Genomic DNA, 19,024 nt, shown 5'->3' on the forward strand with positions numbered 1-19,024 from the left:
TTCGTGCAGCGTGCGCCAAAGAATCGCGACGCCTGCTTTTTGCACGTGAACATGAAAAAGTCCCGCTTTTGCGCGGGACTCTTGAAGCGTTTTTACTTCACAATCACGGGTCGCGTTGTTGTTATTCCAGCATCCTTCATACGAACGATGTACTGACCCTTCGGCATGTCGGCAAGGCTGAATTCGTAATTGCCTACACCAAGCATTCCGTTAAAGAGCGTGGCGACGAGTCTTCCGTTCATGCCGAATACGTCGATGCGGACCTTCCCTTTTGCTTTTGTGTTGAGCATAATTTTGTTGCCGTAGATGGAGAACTTCGAAGTGGCCATCTTGCTCATTGTCAAAGATGAGGATTGGCCGTAAACATAGTTCTCGTCGAACACAATCTTGATTTCAGGAATCATTTCTTCGGTGTTCTCGTAACCGCGCTTGAAGGCGTCGTACTTGTCCGTGTTGAAATCGAAAAGCATCAAGTCGCCGGCCTGGATGTCATCGTAGATGACCGTGCCGGTGTAACCTGCGGCGTAGTTTGCCAACGTGATGCTGAGTGTCTTGTTGCGATCGGCCAAGCTAGAAATGTTGATGGAGCAAGTGACCTTTGTGCCTGCCGGAACTTTACAACTGCCGTCGGTTTCAGTCCACATCCAAGAATCCGTGAGCTTGAAGATAAGGTAAATGTCTGCGTCAGATGTTCCGTTGTTCTTTGCCGTCCAGGTGAACGTGGTTGCCTTGGACAAGTCCCAGCCGCCTTTGTTCTGGTATTCCACCTGTCCATTGTCGGCGCCATAAGTCACAGCCATCATGCCGTTTCCTCCGTCGCCACCTTCAATGTTCACATCCTTGATTTTGATGCTCGCTTCTTCTTTTGCGGCGAGTGCCGTCATTGCCTTGAGCGCCGGATCAATCGTGTAGCTGTAACCACCGAATTTCGGGTCGGTCTTGTCACCGATGTACTGCCAAGCGAGAGCGCCTGCGTAGCCACCATCAAAGGCCTTGCGGTAGCATTCTTCCGTTGTAATTTCCGTCTTTGCGGCCATGTTTGCGTTATAGGTGTCGCCTGCCCAACCGCTAGCCGGGAATTCTCCAATAATCATCGGCTTGCTGTCGTAACCATACGTGCTCGCCATTTGGGCCGCTGTATTTATGAACGGAGATACCGCATCGTTCTGGTAATACGGATAGTAATGCGTCTGGAAAAAGTCGAGCGTGCCGTTTGCTTCGCCACCGGCAGCGATGAGGGCCTCATCGTTCCAGTATTTCTGATACTGGATGTTCACGCTACCTGTAGAAACGAGAAGTTCCGGGTTCTCGGTGTGGATGGCTGCCGCTACCTTGTTTGTAAACGCCTGAATCTTGGAAAGCGCCATCTTCCTAGTGGTCCAGCCGCTGCATTCGCTCGTCATGCCTTCGGGTTCGTTAAAGACTTCCCAAGTCATGAGCGCATTATGGTTTCCGATTGCCTTTACCACCGGAATGAGGACGTTGTCAATAAAAGCCTTGGTGCCTGCTTCTTCAAAAAGCAATTCGTTTGCCGTGATGTCGAGCTTTTCGTTGTAAATGCCCCACTGGTCCGGTTCCATCAAGTTGTGGCTAAAAAGGCACATCGAAACCATCACGCCGTATTCCTCGGCAATGTCCAGGGCCTTCTTCATGTTGTTGATGGTGTTTTCCTTGAGGCCCGATACCAGGTGTGTCGTCTGGTCGATTTCGGGGCTCTGGCTCATGTTGTTGAAAAGCCACCAGCGAATTGCATTGCCGCCCGCAGCGCGCGTGCCTTCGACTGCCTTGCGCCATGCGTTTTCGTCAAGCGGACTTGCGCCCACGTCGGAGTTGTAGTCGCTCCAGGCGAGGTTCGTGCCCGAAAAGAAAATCTTCTTACCGTTATAGAGCAGGTCGGTGCCGCTCACCGTAAGGCCCGGGGCCGCAAAAGCTGTTCCTCCAAGCAAAAAGGCTCCGCAAAGAGCTGCAAAACTCAATTTTTTCATAAGACTCCTTGAAATGCCCATCAGGGGCGTTTATTGAAAAAATAAACAAATAGACGCAAAAGCGACGCATTTTATTTAAGGGTGCTGACATAAATCCCTTTTTTTTGCCTACACCAATTTAAGCCTCGTTGGCGCCGGTTTAGCGAACAACGCTAGCTGGGCGGATAGGCAGATATCGTACGCGTTTTGTACTGTAAAGTTCCGCCCTGAACAAAGAACCTTTTATGCAAAAAAAGAGCCTCTCCACTCGGAGAAGCTCTTTTCGAAAGTCTTGCAATCAAACTTACTGGATGCGAATCGACTTAGTCGAAGAGAAGCCTACGCCCTTCACCTGAAGAATGTAGTTGCCCTGCGGAATACCGGAAAGGTTGAACTGATGTTCGCCAGCAGAGAGAGAACCTTGGTTGAAGCTCTTCACCTGATGTCCCGTCACGTCGAAGAGAGCGATGTTTGCCTTGCCAGACTTTGGAACGGAAATCGAAAGCGTACGGTTCTGTACGCTCATTTTCACTGCGTTAGCGACGGATGCAACCTTTTCAATTGCCAAACCCTTGCCTAAACCGATGATTTGTGCAGACAGATTCTGTGCCTGTTCCACTTCGATTTTTTCAGCGGTATTGTCAAAGTCGTTGATGGTAACGCCTGTATTCGTCTTCACTGCGTCATAGTACACATCACCATTGAAGCCTACTGCGAAGATTTCAATGTAGACCTTGGAAATGTGGCTCATGAAGCTCGTGTAATCCGTACCGGTCAAGACAACCTGATCCTTGGCGGTCGTCGAAAGATCGATCGTGCAAGTCGTCGAGTCGCCCGCATCGATCCAGCAACCGTCCGGCTGTGCCCATGCCCAGCTGGTGCTTGCGTTGCCGAGGAATGCGATGGTGAACCAAATGCCGGAAAGCTTGTTCGTGTTGTAAACGTTGAAGGTAATCGTGCTGGCAGTCGAAAGATCGATAGCGCTTCCGCTCTGGATAATCACGTTACCCTTGGCGGTATCGCTTGTGGCAGAAGTCGAAATCGAAGCGCGGAGCCAGCCGTTCGTTGCGGTATCGCCCGGAACGACGACTTCAACAGCGCGAGCGGTATCCAGATCGCCGAGAGCATAACCGGCTTCGCAGGCAGCCACTTTAGAAGTGCTGAGCGTATAGCTATTCCAACCCGGCATGTTTTCGAGGCTGATCGTGCAAGCGCTTTCGAGGTTTGCCTTCCAAACGGCGTCCACCGTCTGGTCGAGGAATTTACCGTCCCAGGTCTGGTACCACGGCATCCACCAAGACCATGCGATGTTGTTTGCCTTCATCACGGAAATATCCGGAATGGAACCGTTTTCGGAAACGGCAAGGATTTTGTCCGAACCGAAATTGGTCAAGAGTTCCGAATAGGCCTTGGTGTACTTGGTCGAATAGTCCCAAGCTTCATAGATGTCAAGGCTAATGACGTCGTACTTCGAAGCTCCTGGATTCCAACCGATATCATTTGAATATTCCGGGTTCCAAACCCAGACCAGGTTGTTCACGCCCTTGACGGAGACCATTTCGTCATAGACGAGATTGTAAAGAGCCTGAAAAGCGGCTCCGCCTTTGGAGCCCCACCAGAACCACTTGCCGCTTGCTTCGTGAAGCGGACGGAAAATCGCGGCGACGCCGGCTTCTTGCAAGCCGAGGAACATATCGGCGATTTCGTCGATGTCGTTTACGAGCTGCTGATAAGTTTCAGAGCTTGTATTCCAAGTGCAATTTACGGTGCAGGAAGGATCGGTAAAGCCTTGGGTGAAATCAAATTCCGTATATTCGTTTGCATTGCCGGATTTGGTATAGAAAGCGTCAATTTGATCGCTCGGGTCTTTCCAGTGCCAAGTGAAGGCCGGAATACCGCCCTGGTTCCACAGGTCCTTGGCGGCTTCGAGAGCCATCTGCGTGTAGCTCTGGTACCAGTCATCGCTTGCCTTCACGCCGGTAGCGAACAGGAAGTCGAATCCCACGAGAGCCGGATATTTGCCGGTCTTTTTGTAGAATTCGGTCACATCGGGAAGTTCTTTCAGCGTCGAGCTAGAAACGTCGCCAGTCATCATACCGGAAACGGTTTTGACTCCGTAGTTTGTGGCGAGGAAGTTGTAAAGTTTCTGGGCTCCTTCGGTCGCGTTGGCGTTGACCGGGGTGTAGCTCACGTCTGCCTGTGCAGTCAAGGCGCAGAAGCCGGCTGCCAGGAGGGATTTTTTCAAAAGGTTCATTTCACACTCCTAAAGAATTATTTTGAAAGAAAAATAAACTTTTATCCTGATATGCGGAAATGAAAAATCCCTGCATTGGATGTTTTACAAAAGTTGTGTAACTCGTGTTTTTCGATAGTGAGTTTTGAACCCAACTGGGTAAAAAAGTTACACGTTGAAGAGGTAGTACATGATGTCGCCATCCTTCACCACGTATTCCTTACCTTCGGTACGGACGACGCCTGCTTCTTTCGCCGCATTCCAGGAACCGTACTTGCGGAAGTCTTCAAAGGCAAGAGTTTCTGCACGGATGAAGCCTTTTTCGAAGTCGGAGTGGATAACGCCAGCACACCGCGGAGCCTTGGAACCTTTTTCGAATGTCCAAGCGCGGCATTCCTTTTCGCCTGCGGTAAAGAACGTCTGCAGGCCGAGAATGCGGTAGCCTTCGCGGACGACAGAGTCGAGACCGGATTCTTCCATGCCGTAGTCCTTCAAAAGTTCAGCCTTGTCTTCCGGTTCCATCGTGGAAAGTTCTTCTTCGATTTTGCCGCTGATGACGACAACGGAAGTTCCTTGCTTGGCGGCGAATTCCTTCAACTGGTCCACATAGGCGTTGCCCTTCTTTTCGAGGTCGTCTTCGCGGATATTGGCGCAGTAGAAGAGAGGCTTTGCGGTGAGCAGGGCGAGGTCCTGAACGATCGCATCGAGAGCGTCTCCGTTCTTGCCGATGTATTCGCGGGCGCTGTGGCCTTCTTCAAGGCCTTTTTTCAAAAGTTCGCAAGCTTCGAGGTTTTCTTTTGCCTTGGCATTGCCCGTGCGAGCGGCCTTGGCTTCGGTATTCAAACGTTTTTCGACGGAGTCGAGATCTTTGAGGATGAGTTCCGTTTCGATGATGTCGATGTCGCGGACCGGATCAACGGAACCGAGAACGTGCGTGATATCGTCATCTTCAAAGCAGCGGACGACTTCCATGATCGCATTGCATTCGCGGATGTGGGTCAGGAACTGGTTGCCGAGACCTTCACCCTTGCTCGCGCCTTTCACAAGGCCAGCGATGTCGACGAATTCCGTCACAGCCGGCACAATGGACTTCGGATTGTAAACCTTGACGAGTTCGTCGAGACGGCTGTCGGGGACGCTCACCATGCCTACATTCGGTTCAATGGTGCAGAACGGATAGTTGGCCGCTTCTGCGCCAGCGTTCGTGATGGCGTTGAAAATGGTGCTTTTGCCGACGTTCGGAAGACCGACGATACCGCATTTAAGACTCATGATGAACTCCTTGCTAATCGCGGTCAAATTTAGCATTTTTTTAGTATGAAGTTTGCGAAAGTTCTCAAATATTCCGCTTGGTTCCTGACCTTTTTTCTCGCAGGTTGTGCGGGAAACCGTACAACTGAAAATCCGATGGGAGATTCGGGCTGTGCCGAATGTGGCGAACAGGGGGAAATCGAACTGGAAATATTTGACGAAAAGGGCTTTGTAGAAATCAACCCGAAACTTTTGAAAATGCTGGATTCCAAGGCGATACTTGGCAGTTTCCCTACGCAAAAAATGGTCGCTGACTGTCCGGAAGACGAAAAGATCTGCCACAGTTTTAGCGAAGACGCGGTAGATTTTGACCTCGCGCATTTTGAAGATTCTTTGCTCGAGAAACGCTTTCCGCAGATGGTCCATGAGCAGATGCTTGAAGGGCTTCGCATTCCGGAATCGGATTCGGCAAAAATCAAAGCGGAAATGGAAAACCTGCTGAAACTTTCCTTTGCAGATGGGGAACCTTTGAATTCGCTTGCGCCTTGGGAATCCCGCTCGGATTTTTCGATTGCCTATTCCGCATTCGACAGAGCCGTTCCTGCAAAGCTGCAAAATGCGCTTTCTCAAATCGGCAAAAAATACAATGTCCGTTACCTGTCGATTCCTGTGACGGCACAGGTTCAGATTCTTCCGGACTTGGGACGCAGCGGAGGCTTTACATGGAAGTCCTTGTGGACGCTCTGGGACGCTCGCCAGGGAAAACTTTTGATTTTGAGCTATAACCGCTTTACGGCAAAAACGACAAGCCGAATTGCGCCGGAACGCGGTTGGGCAAAACCGTTCGCCGACCGCTTGGACAGTGCCTTAAATCGCGACCCGTCCACGATTGAAAATCATTAAAATTGGGAAAGCTTAATCGACTAAAGCGAGATACCCTAAAAGGTACAGAAGCCCATCATAATACCGCCACGTTCCCATGGGAACCGGGGTGTTCCAAAGGGTCGAAAGGAAGGGCCTTGCTAGCGCAATATCGTCTGCTTTGGAAAGATCCAGAGCGCTTGTCGCCGCGGCATTCATCGCAATCAGACCGGTCGTCTGTGTACGGGCTTCTTTTGGAAAATCCGAACCGTCTACGGCGTAGTCGGCAAGGTAGGGCTGATGCGAGGTAAAGAAGTTCAACAGTCGGCGGATGGCGGTGCGCTCAAAGTTTTTGGCGTCTTCACGAATGTCTTCGCAAATGCCTGGAATTTTCCAGTTGTAATCCAGGGCAAGGTTTAAGGCAACGCGCCAAGCGTCACCGCTAAAGTATCCGCTCATCGGGTTGAAATCGGTGAATTTGGGCGTTCCATCGAATTCGGAATAGTCGGCAGCAAGACCTGTCTCTGGGTGAACCGCTTTTTTCAAATAAGCGAGACTATTCTTGTAAACGCGTTCCCAAAAAACATCGCCGGTCGCTTTCGCATAAAGTCGGTAAAAGGCGAGCGTGTGATAGCTCGGATCGGTGAAGTCGTTCCCTTCCATAGGGGAAAATCTCACCAGGGCGCGTTCCTTGTCGAACATGGAACGGACTTTGCCCTGCGTATTCTTGTAAAGCATCTGCTTTAAAAGTGCGAGCGCTTCTTCTTTGTATTCGGGCTCGTTGAATTTTTTTGCCGCAATCAAAAGGGCAGCGGCAATGTATTCTTCGCCATCGGGAGCGGCTCCGCTATCTATTTTGTAAAAATCCGCATGGGTGTTGTCAGGAATGCCGACTTGCCATGCGAAATAGGGCGCGTAATCGCCAGAATGATTTCTCAAATATTTTTTGGTAAATCGCCAAAGAGCATCAAAGTCGTCTTTGCGTCCAAGTCTCGCCGAAATGTACATGCCATAGCTCATGCCTTCGCTACGCACGTCGGAGTGTCCGATGTCGACAATGTACTTGAGAGTCTGATAGTTAAAGCAAATACGCTCTTTTTCCTTGTCGCCGGAAAAAAGTTGATGGTAAGCTTTTTCAATTTGAGTGCGAACGCACGGATCTGTTTTTCCGATGAGCTTAAAAGGACTGTTCATTTTTAGCCGTTTTTAAAGATGTCAAAAAGAGAGGAACCGTTTTGGAACAGGTAAGTCTGCATGTCGACGGAGGTTGCTCCACGAATGTCGCGTTCCGGATCGTCCCCCACAAAAAGCGTTTCTTCAGCTTTTGTTCCTAAACGTTCGAGTGCAATTTTGAAAATCTCGGGATCGGGCTTGCGAACATGGACTTCACCCGAGATGATGACGGCGTCGAGGATTTTTAAGAGACCGTGCTTGCGCAAAACTTTGCGCACATGTGGAGCGTGCTGAAAATTGGAAATGACACCGATTTTAAGCCCCTGTTTCTTGAGCTTTTTCAGGAGCGGGATTGTTTGCGGATGGATGGGCACGAGTCTTTGCCAACGGTTCATTGAAATGGCGGCGGTGTGCTTGATCCAGTTGTAATCGGGGGTTGCACCGAAAAACTCGGCAAGTCTTTTGAGACGGAGTTCGTATTGGGTGTACTGGTCCGTGTCAGGTACAGGTTCCGTAAAAAAGTGCTTGCACTGTTTTGAAACCTGCGAAACGGATGCGGAAATGCCGAGCTCTTTTAACGCGCGAGTTACATCCTCGTGCCAAAGCCCAAACGCCTTGGACATGTTGCCATAGGTGTAGAGGGTTCCGTAAAGATCGAAAAGAACACCGGCGATTTCCATTGCGAAGTATTAGACCTCGTAATCAATGACGCAACGGTCAGAAGCGACCTTTGCCATGAAGTGCTTGATTTCAACGTGAGCCGGGAAGTCCTGGTAGAAGTCGAGGTCGGCCTTGGTGTTGAAAGAAGTCAAGAGACCGACGTCCCAAGCGGCAGCGCTTCGGTTAAAGTCCACACCGGATTCGATCGAAACGAGACCCGGAACCTTGCCTTCGAGTGCCTTGAACTTTTCCACAATCTTCTTGCCGTTTTCGGCTGCGGTTGCACCTTCAGCTTCTGCCTTCAACTTCCAGAGAACGATATGCTTGATCATAGTTTACCTTTGTACGAGTTTTTGATACATGGCGAATTGCCGCTCAAAGCAACTTTGCCAACTGAATTTTTTCGCATATTCTACAGATTTCTGCTTCAACTGCGCCATATCCATTTTAGAAATTTTCACAATGGCCTGTGCCAGAGCTTGCGGAGTGCGTTCTTCCAGAAGCACTCCGGCGCCCGATTCGCGCAGATGTTCAAGAGCGGCGCCGGTCGATGCGGCGACAAGCGCATCGCCGCAAGCGAGACTTTCTAAGATGGAAAGTCCAAAGGTTTCCCATCCCGAAAGCGCAAGTCCCATGTCGACGCTCGCATAATGGCGAGCCATTTCAGCGGTACTTTTGATAAAGCCTTCGTATCGAATATGCTTGTACTTTTTAGCTGCTTCTTCGACGAGCGGAAGGTCTGGGCCTGTGCCTGCGAAAAGAACGGCCGGTTCACTTTCGAGTTCCTTGCAAAGAATCGGGTACGCTTCGAGGAAAAGACGCAGACCTTTTTCGTCGCAAAAACGGTGCGGGAAGAAAATCGTCAAGCGGTTTGGATCGCCGTCCTTCAGTTCTTGCACGAGGGTTTCGTCCCGGGCTTCGGGATGGAAGGTTTCAAGGTCCACACCGAGCGGAATCCATTCGAGCTGTTCCGGCTTAAAACCGTTTGCTTGGATACGGTCCATCACTTCGTGAGAACTCGCTTCGATCTTCGCATATTTTTTGAAACTCGAACGGGCATAGGCAAAAGCAAGGGACTCAGCCTTCTTTGCAAAGCGGGGAAATCCCCATTTCTCAAAAAAGCGGCGCACATACGTCACCGGAAAATCGGCATGCCAGAATGCGGTGAGGATCGGCTTTTTCGGACAACCCTCACAAGCCTTTTCGATGGCTTTTGGCAAAATGTACGGAGAACCGACTTCAATAATATCGGGCTTGTACTTGGCGATTGCCGGCTTCAAATCGATTTGCCTCCACAGAAAACGGTATTCCCAGTTTCCGGGAAAGCGGAACGCCTTGGTATGTTCAATAATCAGCGAGTCCGAAACCTTTTCGGTATAGGTCTTCCCGTCGTTCTGCACAAAGACGAGCAAAGCGTCGGGATGGTTTTTGTAATACTTCATCCTTTCCAGATGGTAGCGGCGGACACCGCCTCCGGAAGGGCTCCAAAAGTTGTTGTAATCGACAATAACGAGTTGGCTCATGGTTCCTTTTCTTTCATGCGGTAAGACTTGTCCGAGAATAAAAGATTTGCTTCGTACAAAGTCGAACCGGAATTTTTAAGGTTCACGGTAAGCCAAAGGGCTCCATCTTCCTTGCGTTCAATCCAGAACGTTGCGTCGGCATCGCGCAGGTACGGACGAGGACCGATCAGCTTGTCGCCGTCTTTCGTTACCGATCCGCTGATGAATACCGGGATATCAAGTTCCTTGTAAAGGTCGATGGCGGCGGAAGACCTGCGTTCGTTCAAATCCGGAATGTCTCCGCGATCCGAAATTCTCAAGTGGTCCATGCCGTCGATGATCAAAATCAGCTTTTGCTTTTCGGAAAGCTCGGTCTGGAGTTCCTTTAGCAGAAGGTTGAACTTGAAGGTGTCCGTGTCTTCCCAAATTTCCAAACGATCCGACTTCACAAAACCGATGAGTTCCTGCGTTGCCGCGTGAATCTTTTCGTTGATGGAGTCGTCCTTGTTCTGCTTTCTCACGTCGGCTTCCGAAACGCCAGCGATCATGGCGACCAGCCGGTCAAAGGCTTGGCGACGCGGACTGTCGAGCGCTACGTAGATTACCTTTGCATCGGGATTTCCTTCGACAAGGTCCAGTGCAAAAGAAGAAAGCGCATAGCTCTTAAAGCCAAAAGGATCCGAAGAAAGGAAGTAGTAGCCCGGCTGAATGCCGTCGAGGGCATGAGTCAAAGCGGGGAAGTTCGAAAGCTGGAATCCGACGTCGGAATCGGCGTCACGGCTCATCGCCGTGTTGAAATTTTCACGGATGTCCTGCAACAGCACGGACTTGCGGTGCGTGCGCATCGTATCTTCTTCCGTATTGCGGATCATGTTCAAAAGGAAGTCGCCGCCTTCGGCACGCACGATCGTGTCGACCGTTTCGCCGGCAGGCAAAATAATGGACTTGAACTTGAGAGCTTCCGATTCGGCAAGTTCCAAGCACTTGCGCACGTGAAGTTCCTGATTGCGGCGGTTTGTTTCCTTGCGCAGGACAAGCGTAATGCCTTCTGCACCGCAGGATTTTAACTTGTAAAGGTGGCTGCGGCTAAACGGCTGGTACATGGTCGATACAACGCCCGGAATGCCAGCGAGGTCTGCGGTCAAGGCGTCGAAAAAGCCTTCGACCACGATCGGATTGTCAATATCCTGCTGAATGTTGAATGGAATGTCAAGAGGTCCCGATGCGTAAGAAATATAGGGTTCTTCACCGGAGTTCGGCGTACCAGCGTTGTCCAAAAGGCGCCCGTAAACGGAATGGACAATGCCCTTGGAATTGCGCGCCGGAATCGTAAGACGCGGTTCATGGGAAATGTCCAGATTGTCCAGGTAGAAGCTGACTTCGTGACGTTCTAGCCCCGAAAGCAGGCAGTAGCTGTAGAACGGTTCAGGATCACCGCTGTAATAGCCCAAACCGTAAATCTGTGCCTGCGCAAGGTCCCAACCGCGAGCCTTTAAAAATTCGGCTGTGCTTTCGCTTTTGCTCGCTGCCCAGTGGCAGTAGCGGACAAAACATTCAAGGACGCGAGCCTTTGCCCCGCCGATTTCCTTTTCGTGCAGGTTTTCTTCTTCGCTCTTTAAATCCGCTTCGGATGCACCCCAAAAATCCAGGGCTTCTTTCCGTGCAGTCTTTTCGTCAAGCCCATTAAAGCGGCTACGCATCAAAAATTCAACCAGATCCCCGTCGTTGCCGCATTGCAGACAACGATAGCGCCAATATCCCAGCGAATCATAGAAGAAAAGCGAAGATTCTTCCGGAGCATGGAATGGACATTGGGAAATGAGATTACGTCCCCAACGTCTTAAAGGTATCCCCAATCTTTTTGGATGGGTCTTGATGCGGGATAAACCTATTTTGTCTTCTTCGATGAGCATAGTGACCACCTCTCTCTTTAACATAGAAAATTTGGAAACTAAGGGGTTCTTTATTAGTTTTTGGTTATGATTATTTTAGGAGTTGACCCCGGTTCCCGAACTACAGGCTATGCGTTCTTAGAGAAGCGCGATGACGATTCGATTCGCGTATTGGAGTATGGGACTGTTTCGGCGAAGGCAAGGGATGATTTTCCCGACCGATTGGTGAAAATCGTTTCGGGCTTAGAAGAACTCGTGGATCATTACAAACCGCAGGCGCTGAGCATGGAAGGCGTTTTTTCTGCAAAGAATGTTCACAGCTCGCTTGTGCTCGGTCACATCCGAGGCGCAATCCTTGTGATGTGTCGTCGCCGTGGCATGGAATTTTTTGAATACAGTCCGCGCTCGGTCAAGCTAGCCGTTACAGGTGACGGCGGAGCCTCAAAAGAGAAAGTCGCCCTGCTTGTCCGCTCTAGGCTCGGCATGAAGCAAGCGGACGATGTAAAGCTTGACGCGACAGACGCTTTGGCGATTGCCTGTACACACCTCTTTCCGCAGAATGAATTGATGCGTAAAACGCCTTCCCGCAAAACGTCCAAGAAGAAAGCGGACCAGTGGAAAGATCTGATTTTGAAGATGGGAGGGAAATTGCCGGAATGACAACCTTTGCCGCTTTTGGACTTGAAGAAGATGGACTTGTTTTGATTCCCGGAACGGAATACCGTGTACGGCAAGGTGCACTTGCCCCGTTCCTTGAACTTTCAGAAAAAGCCAAGTCCGCAGGCTATGAACTTCGCGTTGAAAGCGCTTACCGATCATTTGACCGCCAACTTTCCATTTGGAATCGTAAGGCGACGGGAAAGCTAAAACTTCTCGATGCAAACGGAGCGCCATTTAAGGAACTCCCGAAAGATGAAGAAGTGCTCATGCGGTCGATTCTTTTGTGGTCGGCACTCCCCGGAGGCTCTAGGCACCACTTTGGCACGGAACTCGATGTCGTTGACGGCAAGAGCGTTCCCGAAGGCTATGAAGTAGAGCTGACGGAACAGGAATGCGACGGAATGTTCGCTCCTTTTCACAAGTGGCTTTCGGAGCAAATCGAAACACAGAATTCCTGCGGCTTTGAACGGGTCTTTGTGTCGGGGCGTGGAAAAATCCAGCCTGAACGTTGGCACATTTCGCACCGTCCTTCTGCATTCGAACTTGAAAAACTCTTTGATCCGAAGGCGTTGCGCAAAGTCTACGAAAAAGCGGATCTGGAACTCAAAAGTGCGATTCTCGACAATTTCGATGAATTGATGCACGATTACGTTTATCCGTATTTTGTAGAAAAGTAAACTTGTATGACGACGGATTTCGCATTTCGTTCTGGAGCGGAACAGGGAATTTTCCCGTTTGAACTCGTCGAATACGGACACTCTGTTGAAGGAGTTCCGCTTCGCTATTTGCCTGCAAAAAAAGAGGCGCGCCTGCTTGTGTTTGCCGCAATCCACGGGGAAGAATCGGAGACGACTTTTTTGCTTTCCCGTGCTTTGCGAAAGCTCTTTTCGGCACCCGATTACGTCGCCTGTATTTTAACGGCAAACCCCGACGGCATGCTCCGAGGAACGCGCTGTAACGCAAACGGCGTGGACCTGAACCGCAATTTTCCGACGTCGAACTGGAAAGCGGAAAAGACGCTTGTGAGGCTTGTGCTAGAAGCTCCTCGTGAAACGGAACTTTCGACGGGAAGCTCTGCGGGAAGTGAACCTGAAACCCAGGCGCTGATCGCTTTGATTCAAAAGCTCGGCGTAAAAAAAGTCGTGTCGTTGCATGCTCCCTTAGGACTTGTCGATTCTGATTTCCACACGGAACTCGCCGTGCAAATGGAAAACGTTTTTGCGCTACCGTGGCAGTCAGGCGTCGGATATCCGACGCCGGGAAGCTTTGGCACTTATGCCGCGGAAAAGAACCTCGAATGTGTAACGGTAGAGCTTCCTCGAGAAGCGCCCGAAATCTTGGCAATCCGGCACGCAGAAAAGCTCGCTGACTTTTTGCAGAATTACCGCTGATCTTTGAAATGAAATCAAAAAAGCGCCGCAATTGTGACGCTTTTTTTGAAATTTGGAAGTTTTGATTTGGCTTTGGGGGAACCTTAGAACCTTAAGCCGCATCTTTCTGCATCTTTTCGGCTTCCGCTTCGGCGATAATCTTGGAACGCTGAATGAATCCGAGAGTAAAGCCGATCATGACATAGCAGCCGCAGAGGATCATCAAGTAGGTGAGGATGATGTTCTGCAAAACCTCATTGGAAGTGATGAAGAAGAATCCGCTCAGATAAGTGATGACCACAATCACAATTTGGAATGCTGCAAGAAATTTGTTCTTGCGTGGCTGGAGCTTCGGGAGGAAGCACGGCGCAACCATCATCAGACCGGTCACGAGCAATACGAGAATCGGGAGGAATAGAAAGTTTTCGTTTCCTGGATTGAAGATTCCGTGCAAGGTCATGTAACTGAGGAAGATCATGTTGATCGCACCGGCGAATGTACTCGGCAAACCGGAGAAGTGATGGTGGTAAGTGTCTCCGTCCATCGCATTGTATTTCGCAAGGCGCATAGCGGCGCAAAGCACGTAGATTGCAAAGACGATTACCACGAGCACCAAGTTCTGGCCGAGCCATTCCGTGGCATTTGCCTTATAACTGAAGAAAACGCAGAATGCAGGGGCAAGACCGAAACCGACGAGATCTCCAAGACTGTCGAATTGAGCTCCGAAATCAGAACTGGCGTCCACTAAACGGGCAGCAAAACCATCCAGCTTGTCACAGAGCACGGAAAGAAGGACAAAGTAGGCGCCCATGCGGAATGGGTCGAGAGTCGAATAACCGGTGAACATTCCGGCGGACCAGCAGATCGAAAATGCTCCCAGCAAAAAGTTCAAGCTGGTAAAGGCATTCGGCAAAATAAAACGAGCTCTTTTCATCGTAAGATCTCCAAATCGTGGTAACAATCTAATAAAAAAAGCCCATTCAAGAACGGGCTTTTTACGGAAATGTTATCCGTTCAGATTACTGAACCGGTTTGATTTCCCAGAGCGCCTTGATTCCCGCTCCGACGATCAAACCCTGAGGCGGAGCATACGGATTTTCTTCGGTCGGGAAGTTCGTCCAATGCTTGGTCGAGAACTGATAATACTGCGTCGGACGGTACATCAGCGGCAAAACCGGGATCTTTTCCATGAAGATGCGGTTCAAGGCTCTGTATGCGTTCTTGAGTGCTGTAGAATCGGTGAGCGACGGGATGAGTTCAAGAAGGCTATCCGCCTTAGGATCGCTAAAGCGTCCGAGGTTTGCGAAGGCTTCTTCGCCCACAGGCTTTGTGCTCTTGCTGTTCATCACCTGGTCAAAACGGGTCCACGGCGTGGCGGCGGAAAGGTCTGCAGTCTGCGTTTTCATGGCGAGATCGAACTTGCCGTAGCGCAAATCCTTATCCCATTCTGCGTATTCGACAAAACGCTGGTTCGTGGAAATGCCGATTTGCTTAAAGGATTCTGCGACCACCTTGATGACGTCTTCCCAGTCGGTCCAGCCGTTCGGGCATTCGATGCTCAGCGGGCGAACCGGCAAGCCTTCCTTGTTCAAAAGAAGACCGTTGTTATCCCAAGAATAGCCTGCATCGTTCAGAATCTTTTTTGCCTTTTCGATGTCGTAGGAATACCCATACTTTTCGGCATCCTCTTCGTTAAAGTATTTGGACTCCTGACCGAACGGAAGGATGAAGCCCGGACGTACGGGATCCGTGTAGTTGGAGACGGCAACGGCCTTGATTTTTTCAAAGTTGATGGCATGGGCCAAGGCTCTGCGGAAGGCGACGTCGTTGAACGGGGTCGTGGTCGTCGCGATGAAGAGCGTCGGGATTGATCCCGGATAATGGTACGGTTCTTTGAGACTCCAGGAGCGGATATCGTCACGCTTCTTTTCCCAAATGCGAGGCATGAAAATCGAGGAAACGTCGAGGTTTCCCTTATTCATCGCATTGTTGAAGTGGTTGTTGCCCGGGTAAAGCGTGTGAATCACATAGAGCGGAGCCGGAGCCTTGCCGCCGTGTTTCACGTTGCCCCAGTAATTTTCGACGCGTTTTAAAACAATCTTGTCCGGATAGTAGGAATCCAGATTGTACGGACCGGAAACGACCGGCGTGGAATCGTTCTTAAAGGTCAGCACATTTGCATAGTTGTAACGACCGCCTTTTTTGGAAGCTTCGACAATTGGCTTGAAAACGCTCTTCGGGAGAATGGAGGTTTCCGAAAGCAGGTTCAGAAGAACGAGCGGATTCTTTTCCGACTTGTTCATCAAAAATTCAATCTGGTTCCCGTTCGCAGAAACTTTGTCTAAATACTGCCAAACGGCATGACGCGGAGTCGGGAAAATCGAATCGAGGTAGAAGGTGTAAAGAACGTCGTCAACGGTAACCTTTTCGCCATTGCTCCAGTGGGCGCGTTCATCGAGTTCCACGGTAATCGAGGAATCCGTTTGTACGTAGCTCTTGGCAAGCATTGGCTCGGTTGTACCGTCTAAAAGGTTGTATGCGAAAAGCGATTCATACATCAAGCGGATATTGCCGTCGATGGGGAAGTTCGGGTCTCCGTCGAGAGGGTTGAAAGACGAGGGAGGAGCCCAGTCGTAACCGCCGATATAAAGGGTCTGAGCTCTCGGATAGAGAGATTCTTCTACGGAAGGTTGAGTCTCTTCCGTTTTATCATCGCACGCAGTAAACGCTGCACAGACAAACATGCCTGTGAGAAGGATGCTTGCGACTCGACCAAACTGCAAACATTTTCTGAGCAAAGAACTATCCGCCTTTTGAATAGCTGTTCAATGAAATGAATATACCCTTTTAAATCTACAGAATCTTTTTTCTAAGGGGAGGTTTATTTGCGTAAAAAAAAGGTAAATATAAGTTTTTGTTTTAGACAAAAAACGGGGAATTTCTCTCTATTTCGTCAAAGGGAAGGCATATAGGAGTCTTTTGGGCGAAGTGCAGAAAAGAGTATTGTCTAAAATGAAAGGTGTTCCGGCACCCCCTGGTGTTGGATAACGCTTTTCCAAAGTCCCCTTGGAGAGCGATACCTGCGCAATGTAGGATTTTTGATCAATAAACAGGCTGTTTCCGCGGACGACCGGATTGGTGTAAATGGAACTTTGTCCGTCAAAAGTCCAAAGAGGATCCTGCGAAGTCAGAGCGTAAAGGCAAATCTTTTGATCCGCAAGACCTGCGAGAAGATACTTGGTTTTTCCCAAGGTAACCCATTTGAGGGAAACGATTCCAGCGCTTGTCGGAAGCGTGTATTTGGGATTTCTAGAAGTTTGATCGTAAATGTGAATTTCGGAACGGTCCGTGGCGACTGCGAGAAGGCTGTCGGAAACTTCCATCCCGGAAATGTTCGTTCCAATCGATTTCATCGGTTGTGCACTTTGACCGGTCGCTTCTTGGACAAAGCCAATGGACCCTTCGAGGCTCGCCACGGCGATCGAGGTCTTGGATATGTCAAAGTAGAACGGCAGATTAAAGAGCTTTCGCGCCCAAGCGATGCGGAAGTTCGGTGCGAGCAGTTTAATGAAGTAACCGTTCCAGGTCGAAACGAAAATGGCATCGTTCGAAAATTCAATCTGGAATGGCTTGCCCGGAAGATCGGTGGAACGGCTCTTGCCGTTTTGGGTCAAGTCCAAAATGTCTACGCGGAATCCGCTTGCGATTGCGAGATGCTCCGCATCGTTTGAAAGTGCGGGGCTGGTTTCAAGAGAGCCGAGCTTTGTGCTCCAGCGAATGTCGCCAGTTGTCGGATCCAAAGAAAGGAGCGTTTGGGCGGCTGGGTCCACGGTAAAGAGCTTGTTCCCGGCGTTAAACAGATTCGGGTAAAGAGTGCGCGGGGAGAGCGGTAAAAATTGCACATAAGAAGCACCGATGATTTTTGCGTAATGCGAAAGAATACTTGATGAAGCTTTTTTATCGCCAAAGGAAAAGCGGACTGCGTTTGCCCAGGCGGCGGCGCGTTTCTTTTCGTCGGCTCCGGTCAGCTCCAAGTGAACGGCTCGGAGGTAGCTTGCCGTAGGATTTCCCGGTTCAAGAATGGTAGCGGAATCTACGAGGGGCAGAATGGAATTCCAGTCGGCGGAAGGCAACTTGGAGGCTGCACGGTATGCGTACTGCTGCGAAAGAATCGGTTTTTTTCCGTAGTGCAGGGCGGTAATCGTCATCATCTCGTTGTTTTCAAATGGCAAAAAGATTTGACCTTGGCTCTTGAGAGGCCTAGCGGTCAAAGGCGATCCAAAGTGGTAATGCCAAAGAGGACGTAGCAGTGTATCGACAACGGTCAAAGCGCCTTCTTGAGAAAAGATTCCGAGAGCGCCCTTCGCTATTTCAAAAAGGACTTCGCCGTCGACCGAAGCGGTGGCGGTTTCTCGCCCCGTTTCGGGATTGAGCAACTTGATATTTCCGCCGCTTTCAAGAACGGCGAGATGTTTGCCAAAGAAGGTTGCGTCTTCGATCGGATTCCCGGAATTTTCCCAGCGGTAAGAAAGTTTTGTCTGCGGCCGATAGAACCAGAAGGCGTTCGAAGAAGAAGCGTAGATGCCGTCATCGGTCAAAATCGCCTGGCGAATCGGATCGATGAGCGAAATCGTTTGCTGCTCGTTCCCGTTTTCGGCGTTGAGCAAATGCAGGGCGTTATCTTGGCAATTCAAAACCAGTTCGTTCCGCGGCGTGTAATGTCCGACCGGGGTACAGCCACGGTAACGGTTTTCGATGGTAAAGCGAATACCTTCGTTCCCAGCTAAAGCAAAGTCTTTAGACGTCATCACCATAGCTCCGAGACTTGGAATCGGCATGACTTCTTCAACCGGCGAATCAAAGCGGTACGTGTGAATCGGTTGCTTGGAATCCTTGGGCTGGAAGTTCAAAGAACTGCCTTGGTCGGTGCTGTACCAAACGCCTTGGCTGGTAATGGCGAAAATCTTGGATTCCGAAGGAATCACCATGGGAACGGAGATGAATTTTTCTCCGTGCAGGGTGTAAATCTGATTGTTGGCAAGAAGAATGGATGGAGAATTTCCGGGAAAGGTTTTGCGAATCGGAGCGGGGAATCGGGTGCGGCTTAAAACGATCCGTTCTGGGGTCGAATCGAATTCTGCGATACGGCTTGCAAGGAAGTAGGCTTCAGGAATGTTAAGCGGATTTGCAAGCGCCTGGCGGTAATAGAAAGCGGCTGTTTGCGGATTTTCGGAAACTTCCTGAATCTTACCGAGCAAAAAGAACGCCTTGCTCTTGTCTTCTTCATCGCCTTCGAGCGAAACACGAGAAAGAAGGTCCAGGGCATCGGTAAAGTTCCCCTTGATTTCAAACTGGTATACAGCTTCGTAAAGTTCTTTGTCCATGCGCGAACAGAACGCCGCTGTCGAAAGCGCGCCTACGCAAAAACAAAGAATGGAAAGCCGCAACCGTTTCATCT

General features: G+C 50.1%; 15 protein-coding genes. 4 read left to right on the forward strand and 11 right to left on the reverse strand.

The window, feature by feature from the left end; all coding sequences use genetic code 11:
• Window positions 1-92: 92 nt before the first annotated feature.
• From BGX16_RS11075 to ychF, 3 genes are all read right to left on the reverse strand, one after another.
• Entirely contained in the window at window positions 93-1,985 is a 1,893-nt protein-coding gene (locus BGX16_RS11075; RefSeq protein WP_100426086.1) for a T9SS type A sorting domain-containing protein, read from the reverse strand.
• A 283-nt stretch (window positions 1,986-2,268) separates the two neighbouring features.
• Entirely contained in the window at window positions 2,269-4,218 is a 1,950-nt protein-coding gene (locus BGX16_RS11080) for a glycosyl hydrolase (RefSeq protein WP_100426087.1), read from the reverse strand.
• Between the two features lie 147 nt (window positions 4,219-4,365).
• Window positions 4,366-5,469, reverse strand: coding sequence for a redox-regulated ATPase YchF (gene ychF / locus BGX16_RS11085; protein WP_100426847.1), 1,104 nt, complete (start codon window positions 5,467-5,469; stop codon window positions 4,366-4,368).
• 45 nt (window positions 5,470-5,514) lie between these two features.
• Here ychF and BGX16_RS11090 point away from each other — a divergent pair, with 45 nt between their 5' ends.
• A complete protein-coding gene (locus BGX16_RS11090) occupies window positions 5,515-6,351 on the forward strand; it encodes a hypothetical protein (protein WP_100426088.1) in 837 nt (278 codons plus the stop codon).
• A gap of 12 nt (window positions 6,352-6,363) precedes the next feature.
• On the opposite strand, the gene BGX16_RS11095 is transcribed toward BGX16_RS11090, so the two are convergent.
• Genes BGX16_RS11095 through BGX16_RS11115 form a run of 5 tightly spaced genes read right to left on the reverse strand, consistent with a single transcriptional unit; the run spans window position 6,364 to window position 11,557 of the window.
• Window positions 6,364-7,503: a family 8 glycosyl hydrolase gene (locus tag BGX16_RS11095; RefSeq protein ID WP_100426089.1), complete on the reverse strand. Its 1,140-nt coding sequence runs from the start codon at window positions 7,501-7,503 to the stop codon at window positions 6,364-6,366.
• A gap of 2 nt (window positions 7,504-7,505) precedes the next feature.
• Entirely contained in the window at window positions 7,506-8,162 is a 657-nt protein-coding gene (locus BGX16_RS11100; protein WP_100426090.1) for an HAD family hydrolase, read from the reverse strand.
• Window positions 8,163-8,171: 9 nt separating this feature from the next.
• A complete protein-coding gene (locus BGX16_RS11105; protein WP_100426091.1) occupies window positions 8,172-8,474 on the reverse strand; it encodes a Dabb family protein in 303 nt (100 codons plus the stop codon).
• Between the two features lie 3 nt (window positions 8,475-8,477).
• Window positions 8,478-9,665: a glycosyltransferase gene (locus tag BGX16_RS11110; RefSeq protein WP_100426092.1), complete on the reverse strand. Its 1,188-nt coding sequence runs from the start codon at window positions 9,663-9,665 to the stop codon at window positions 8,478-8,480.
• Window positions 9,662-11,557: a CHC2 zinc finger domain-containing protein gene (locus tag BGX16_RS11115; RefSeq protein WP_100426093.1), complete on the reverse strand. Its 1,896-nt coding sequence runs from the start codon at window positions 11,555-11,557 to the stop codon at window positions 9,662-9,664. Before BGX16_RS11115 ends, BGX16_RS11110 begins: the two co-directional genes overlap by 4 nt.
• A gap of 66 nt (window positions 11,558-11,623) precedes the next feature.
• Between BGX16_RS11115 and ruvC the strand changes: the two genes are divergently transcribed.
• The 3 genes from ruvC to mpaA are packed head-to-tail and all read left to right on the forward strand — an operon-like array spanning window position 11,624 to window position 13,587.
• A complete protein-coding gene (gene ruvC, locus BGX16_RS11120) occupies window positions 11,624-12,196 on the forward strand; it encodes a crossover junction endodeoxyribonuclease RuvC (protein ID WP_100426094.1) in 573 nt (190 codons plus the stop codon).
• Complete coding sequence (locus BGX16_RS11125) at window positions 12,193-12,873, forward strand: M15 family metallopeptidase (protein ID WP_100426095.1); 681 nt, start codon at window positions 12,193-12,195, stop codon at window positions 12,871-12,873. The genes ruvC and BGX16_RS11125 overlap by 4 nt, the downstream gene beginning before the upstream one ends.
• Before the next feature lie 6 nt (window positions 12,874-12,879).
• On the forward strand, window positions 12,880-13,587 hold the full coding sequence (gene mpaA, locus BGX16_RS11130) for a murein tripeptide amidase MpaA (protein WP_100426096.1): 708 nt from the start codon (window positions 12,880-12,882) through the stop codon (window positions 13,585-13,587).
• 91 nt (window positions 13,588-13,678) lie between these two features.
• Here mpaA and BGX16_RS11135 read toward each other — a convergent pair whose 3' ends face one another.
• The 3 genes from BGX16_RS11135 to BGX16_RS11145 all read right to left on the reverse strand — a co-directional run bounded on the left by BGX16_RS11135 (window position 13,679) and on the right by BGX16_RS11145 (window position 19,022).
• Window positions 13,679-14,500: a CDP-alcohol phosphatidyltransferase family protein gene (locus BGX16_RS11135; RefSeq protein WP_100426097.1), complete on the reverse strand. Its 822-nt coding sequence runs from the start codon at window positions 14,498-14,500 to the stop codon at window positions 13,679-13,681.
• 85 nt (window positions 14,501-14,585) lie between these two features.
• Window positions 14,586-16,364 (reverse strand): ABC transporter substrate-binding protein, encoded by a 1,779-nt coding sequence (locus tag BGX16_RS11140; RefSeq protein ID WP_241899546.1) that lies wholly within the window; start codon window positions 16,362-16,364, stop codon window positions 14,586-14,588.
• A gap of 147 nt (window positions 16,365-16,511) precedes the next feature.
• Window positions 16,512-19,022: a PQQ-binding-like beta-propeller repeat protein gene (locus BGX16_RS11145; RefSeq protein WP_100426098.1), complete on the reverse strand. Its 2,511-nt coding sequence runs from the start codon at window positions 19,020-19,022 to the stop codon at window positions 16,512-16,514.
• Window positions 19,023-19,024 lie beyond the last annotated feature (2 nt).

The sequence above is a fragment of the Hallerella succinigenes genome, from assembly GCF_002797675.1.
GTDB lineage: Bacteria > Fibrobacterota > Fibrobacteria > Fibrobacterales > Fibrobacteraceae > Hallerella > Hallerella succinigenes.

Coding starts and splice junctions, on each gene's coding strand:
- BGX16_RS11075 (WP_100426086.1), bottom strand. CDS start 1,985: ATGAAAAAATTGAGTTTTGCAGCTCTTTGCGGAGCCTTTTTGCTTGGA.
- BGX16_RS11080 (WP_100426087.1), bottom strand. CDS start 4,218: ATGAACCTTTTGAAAAAATCCCTCCTGGCAGCCGGCTTCTGCGCCTTG.
- ychF (WP_100426847.1), bottom strand. CDS start 5,469: ATGAGTCTTAAATGCGGTATCGTCGGTCTTCCGAACGTCGGCAAAAGC.
- BGX16_RS11090 (WP_100426088.1), top strand. CDS start 5,515: ATGAAGTTTGCGAAAGTTCTCAAATATTCCGCTTGGTTCCTGACCTTT.
- BGX16_RS11095 (WP_100426089.1), bottom strand. CDS start 7,503: ATGAACAGTCCTTTTAAGCTCATCGGAAAAACAGATCCGTGCGTTCGC.
- BGX16_RS11100 (WP_100426090.1), bottom strand. CDS start 8,162: ATGGAAATCGCCGGTGTTCTTTTCGATCTTTACGGAACCCTCTACACC.
- BGX16_RS11105 (WP_100426091.1), bottom strand. CDS start 8,474: ATGATCAAGCATATCGTTCTCTGGAAGTTGAAGGCAGAAGCTGAAGGT.
- BGX16_RS11110 (WP_100426092.1), bottom strand. CDS start 9,665: ATGAGCCAACTCGTTATTGTCGATTACAACAACTTTTGGAGCCCTTCC.
- BGX16_RS11115 (WP_100426093.1), bottom strand. CDS start 11,557: ATGCTCATCGAAGAAGACAAAATAGGTTTATCCCGCATCAAGACCCAT.
- ruvC (WP_100426094.1), top strand. CDS start 11,624: ATGATTATTTTAGGAGTTGACCCCGGTTCCCGAACTACAGGCTATGCG.
- BGX16_RS11125 (WP_100426095.1), top strand. CDS start 12,193: ATGACAACCTTTGCCGCTTTTGGACTTGAAGAAGATGGACTTGTTTTG.
- mpaA (WP_100426096.1), top strand. CDS start 12,880: ATGACGACGGATTTCGCATTTCGTTCTGGAGCGGAACAGGGAATTTTC.
- BGX16_RS11135 (WP_100426097.1), bottom strand. CDS start 14,500: ATGAAAAGAGCTCGTTTTATTTTGCCGAATGCCTTTACCAGCTTGAAC.
- BGX16_RS11145 (WP_100426098.1), bottom strand. CDS start 19,022: ATGAAACGGTTGCGGCTTTCCATTCTTTGTTTTTGCGTAGGCGCGCTT.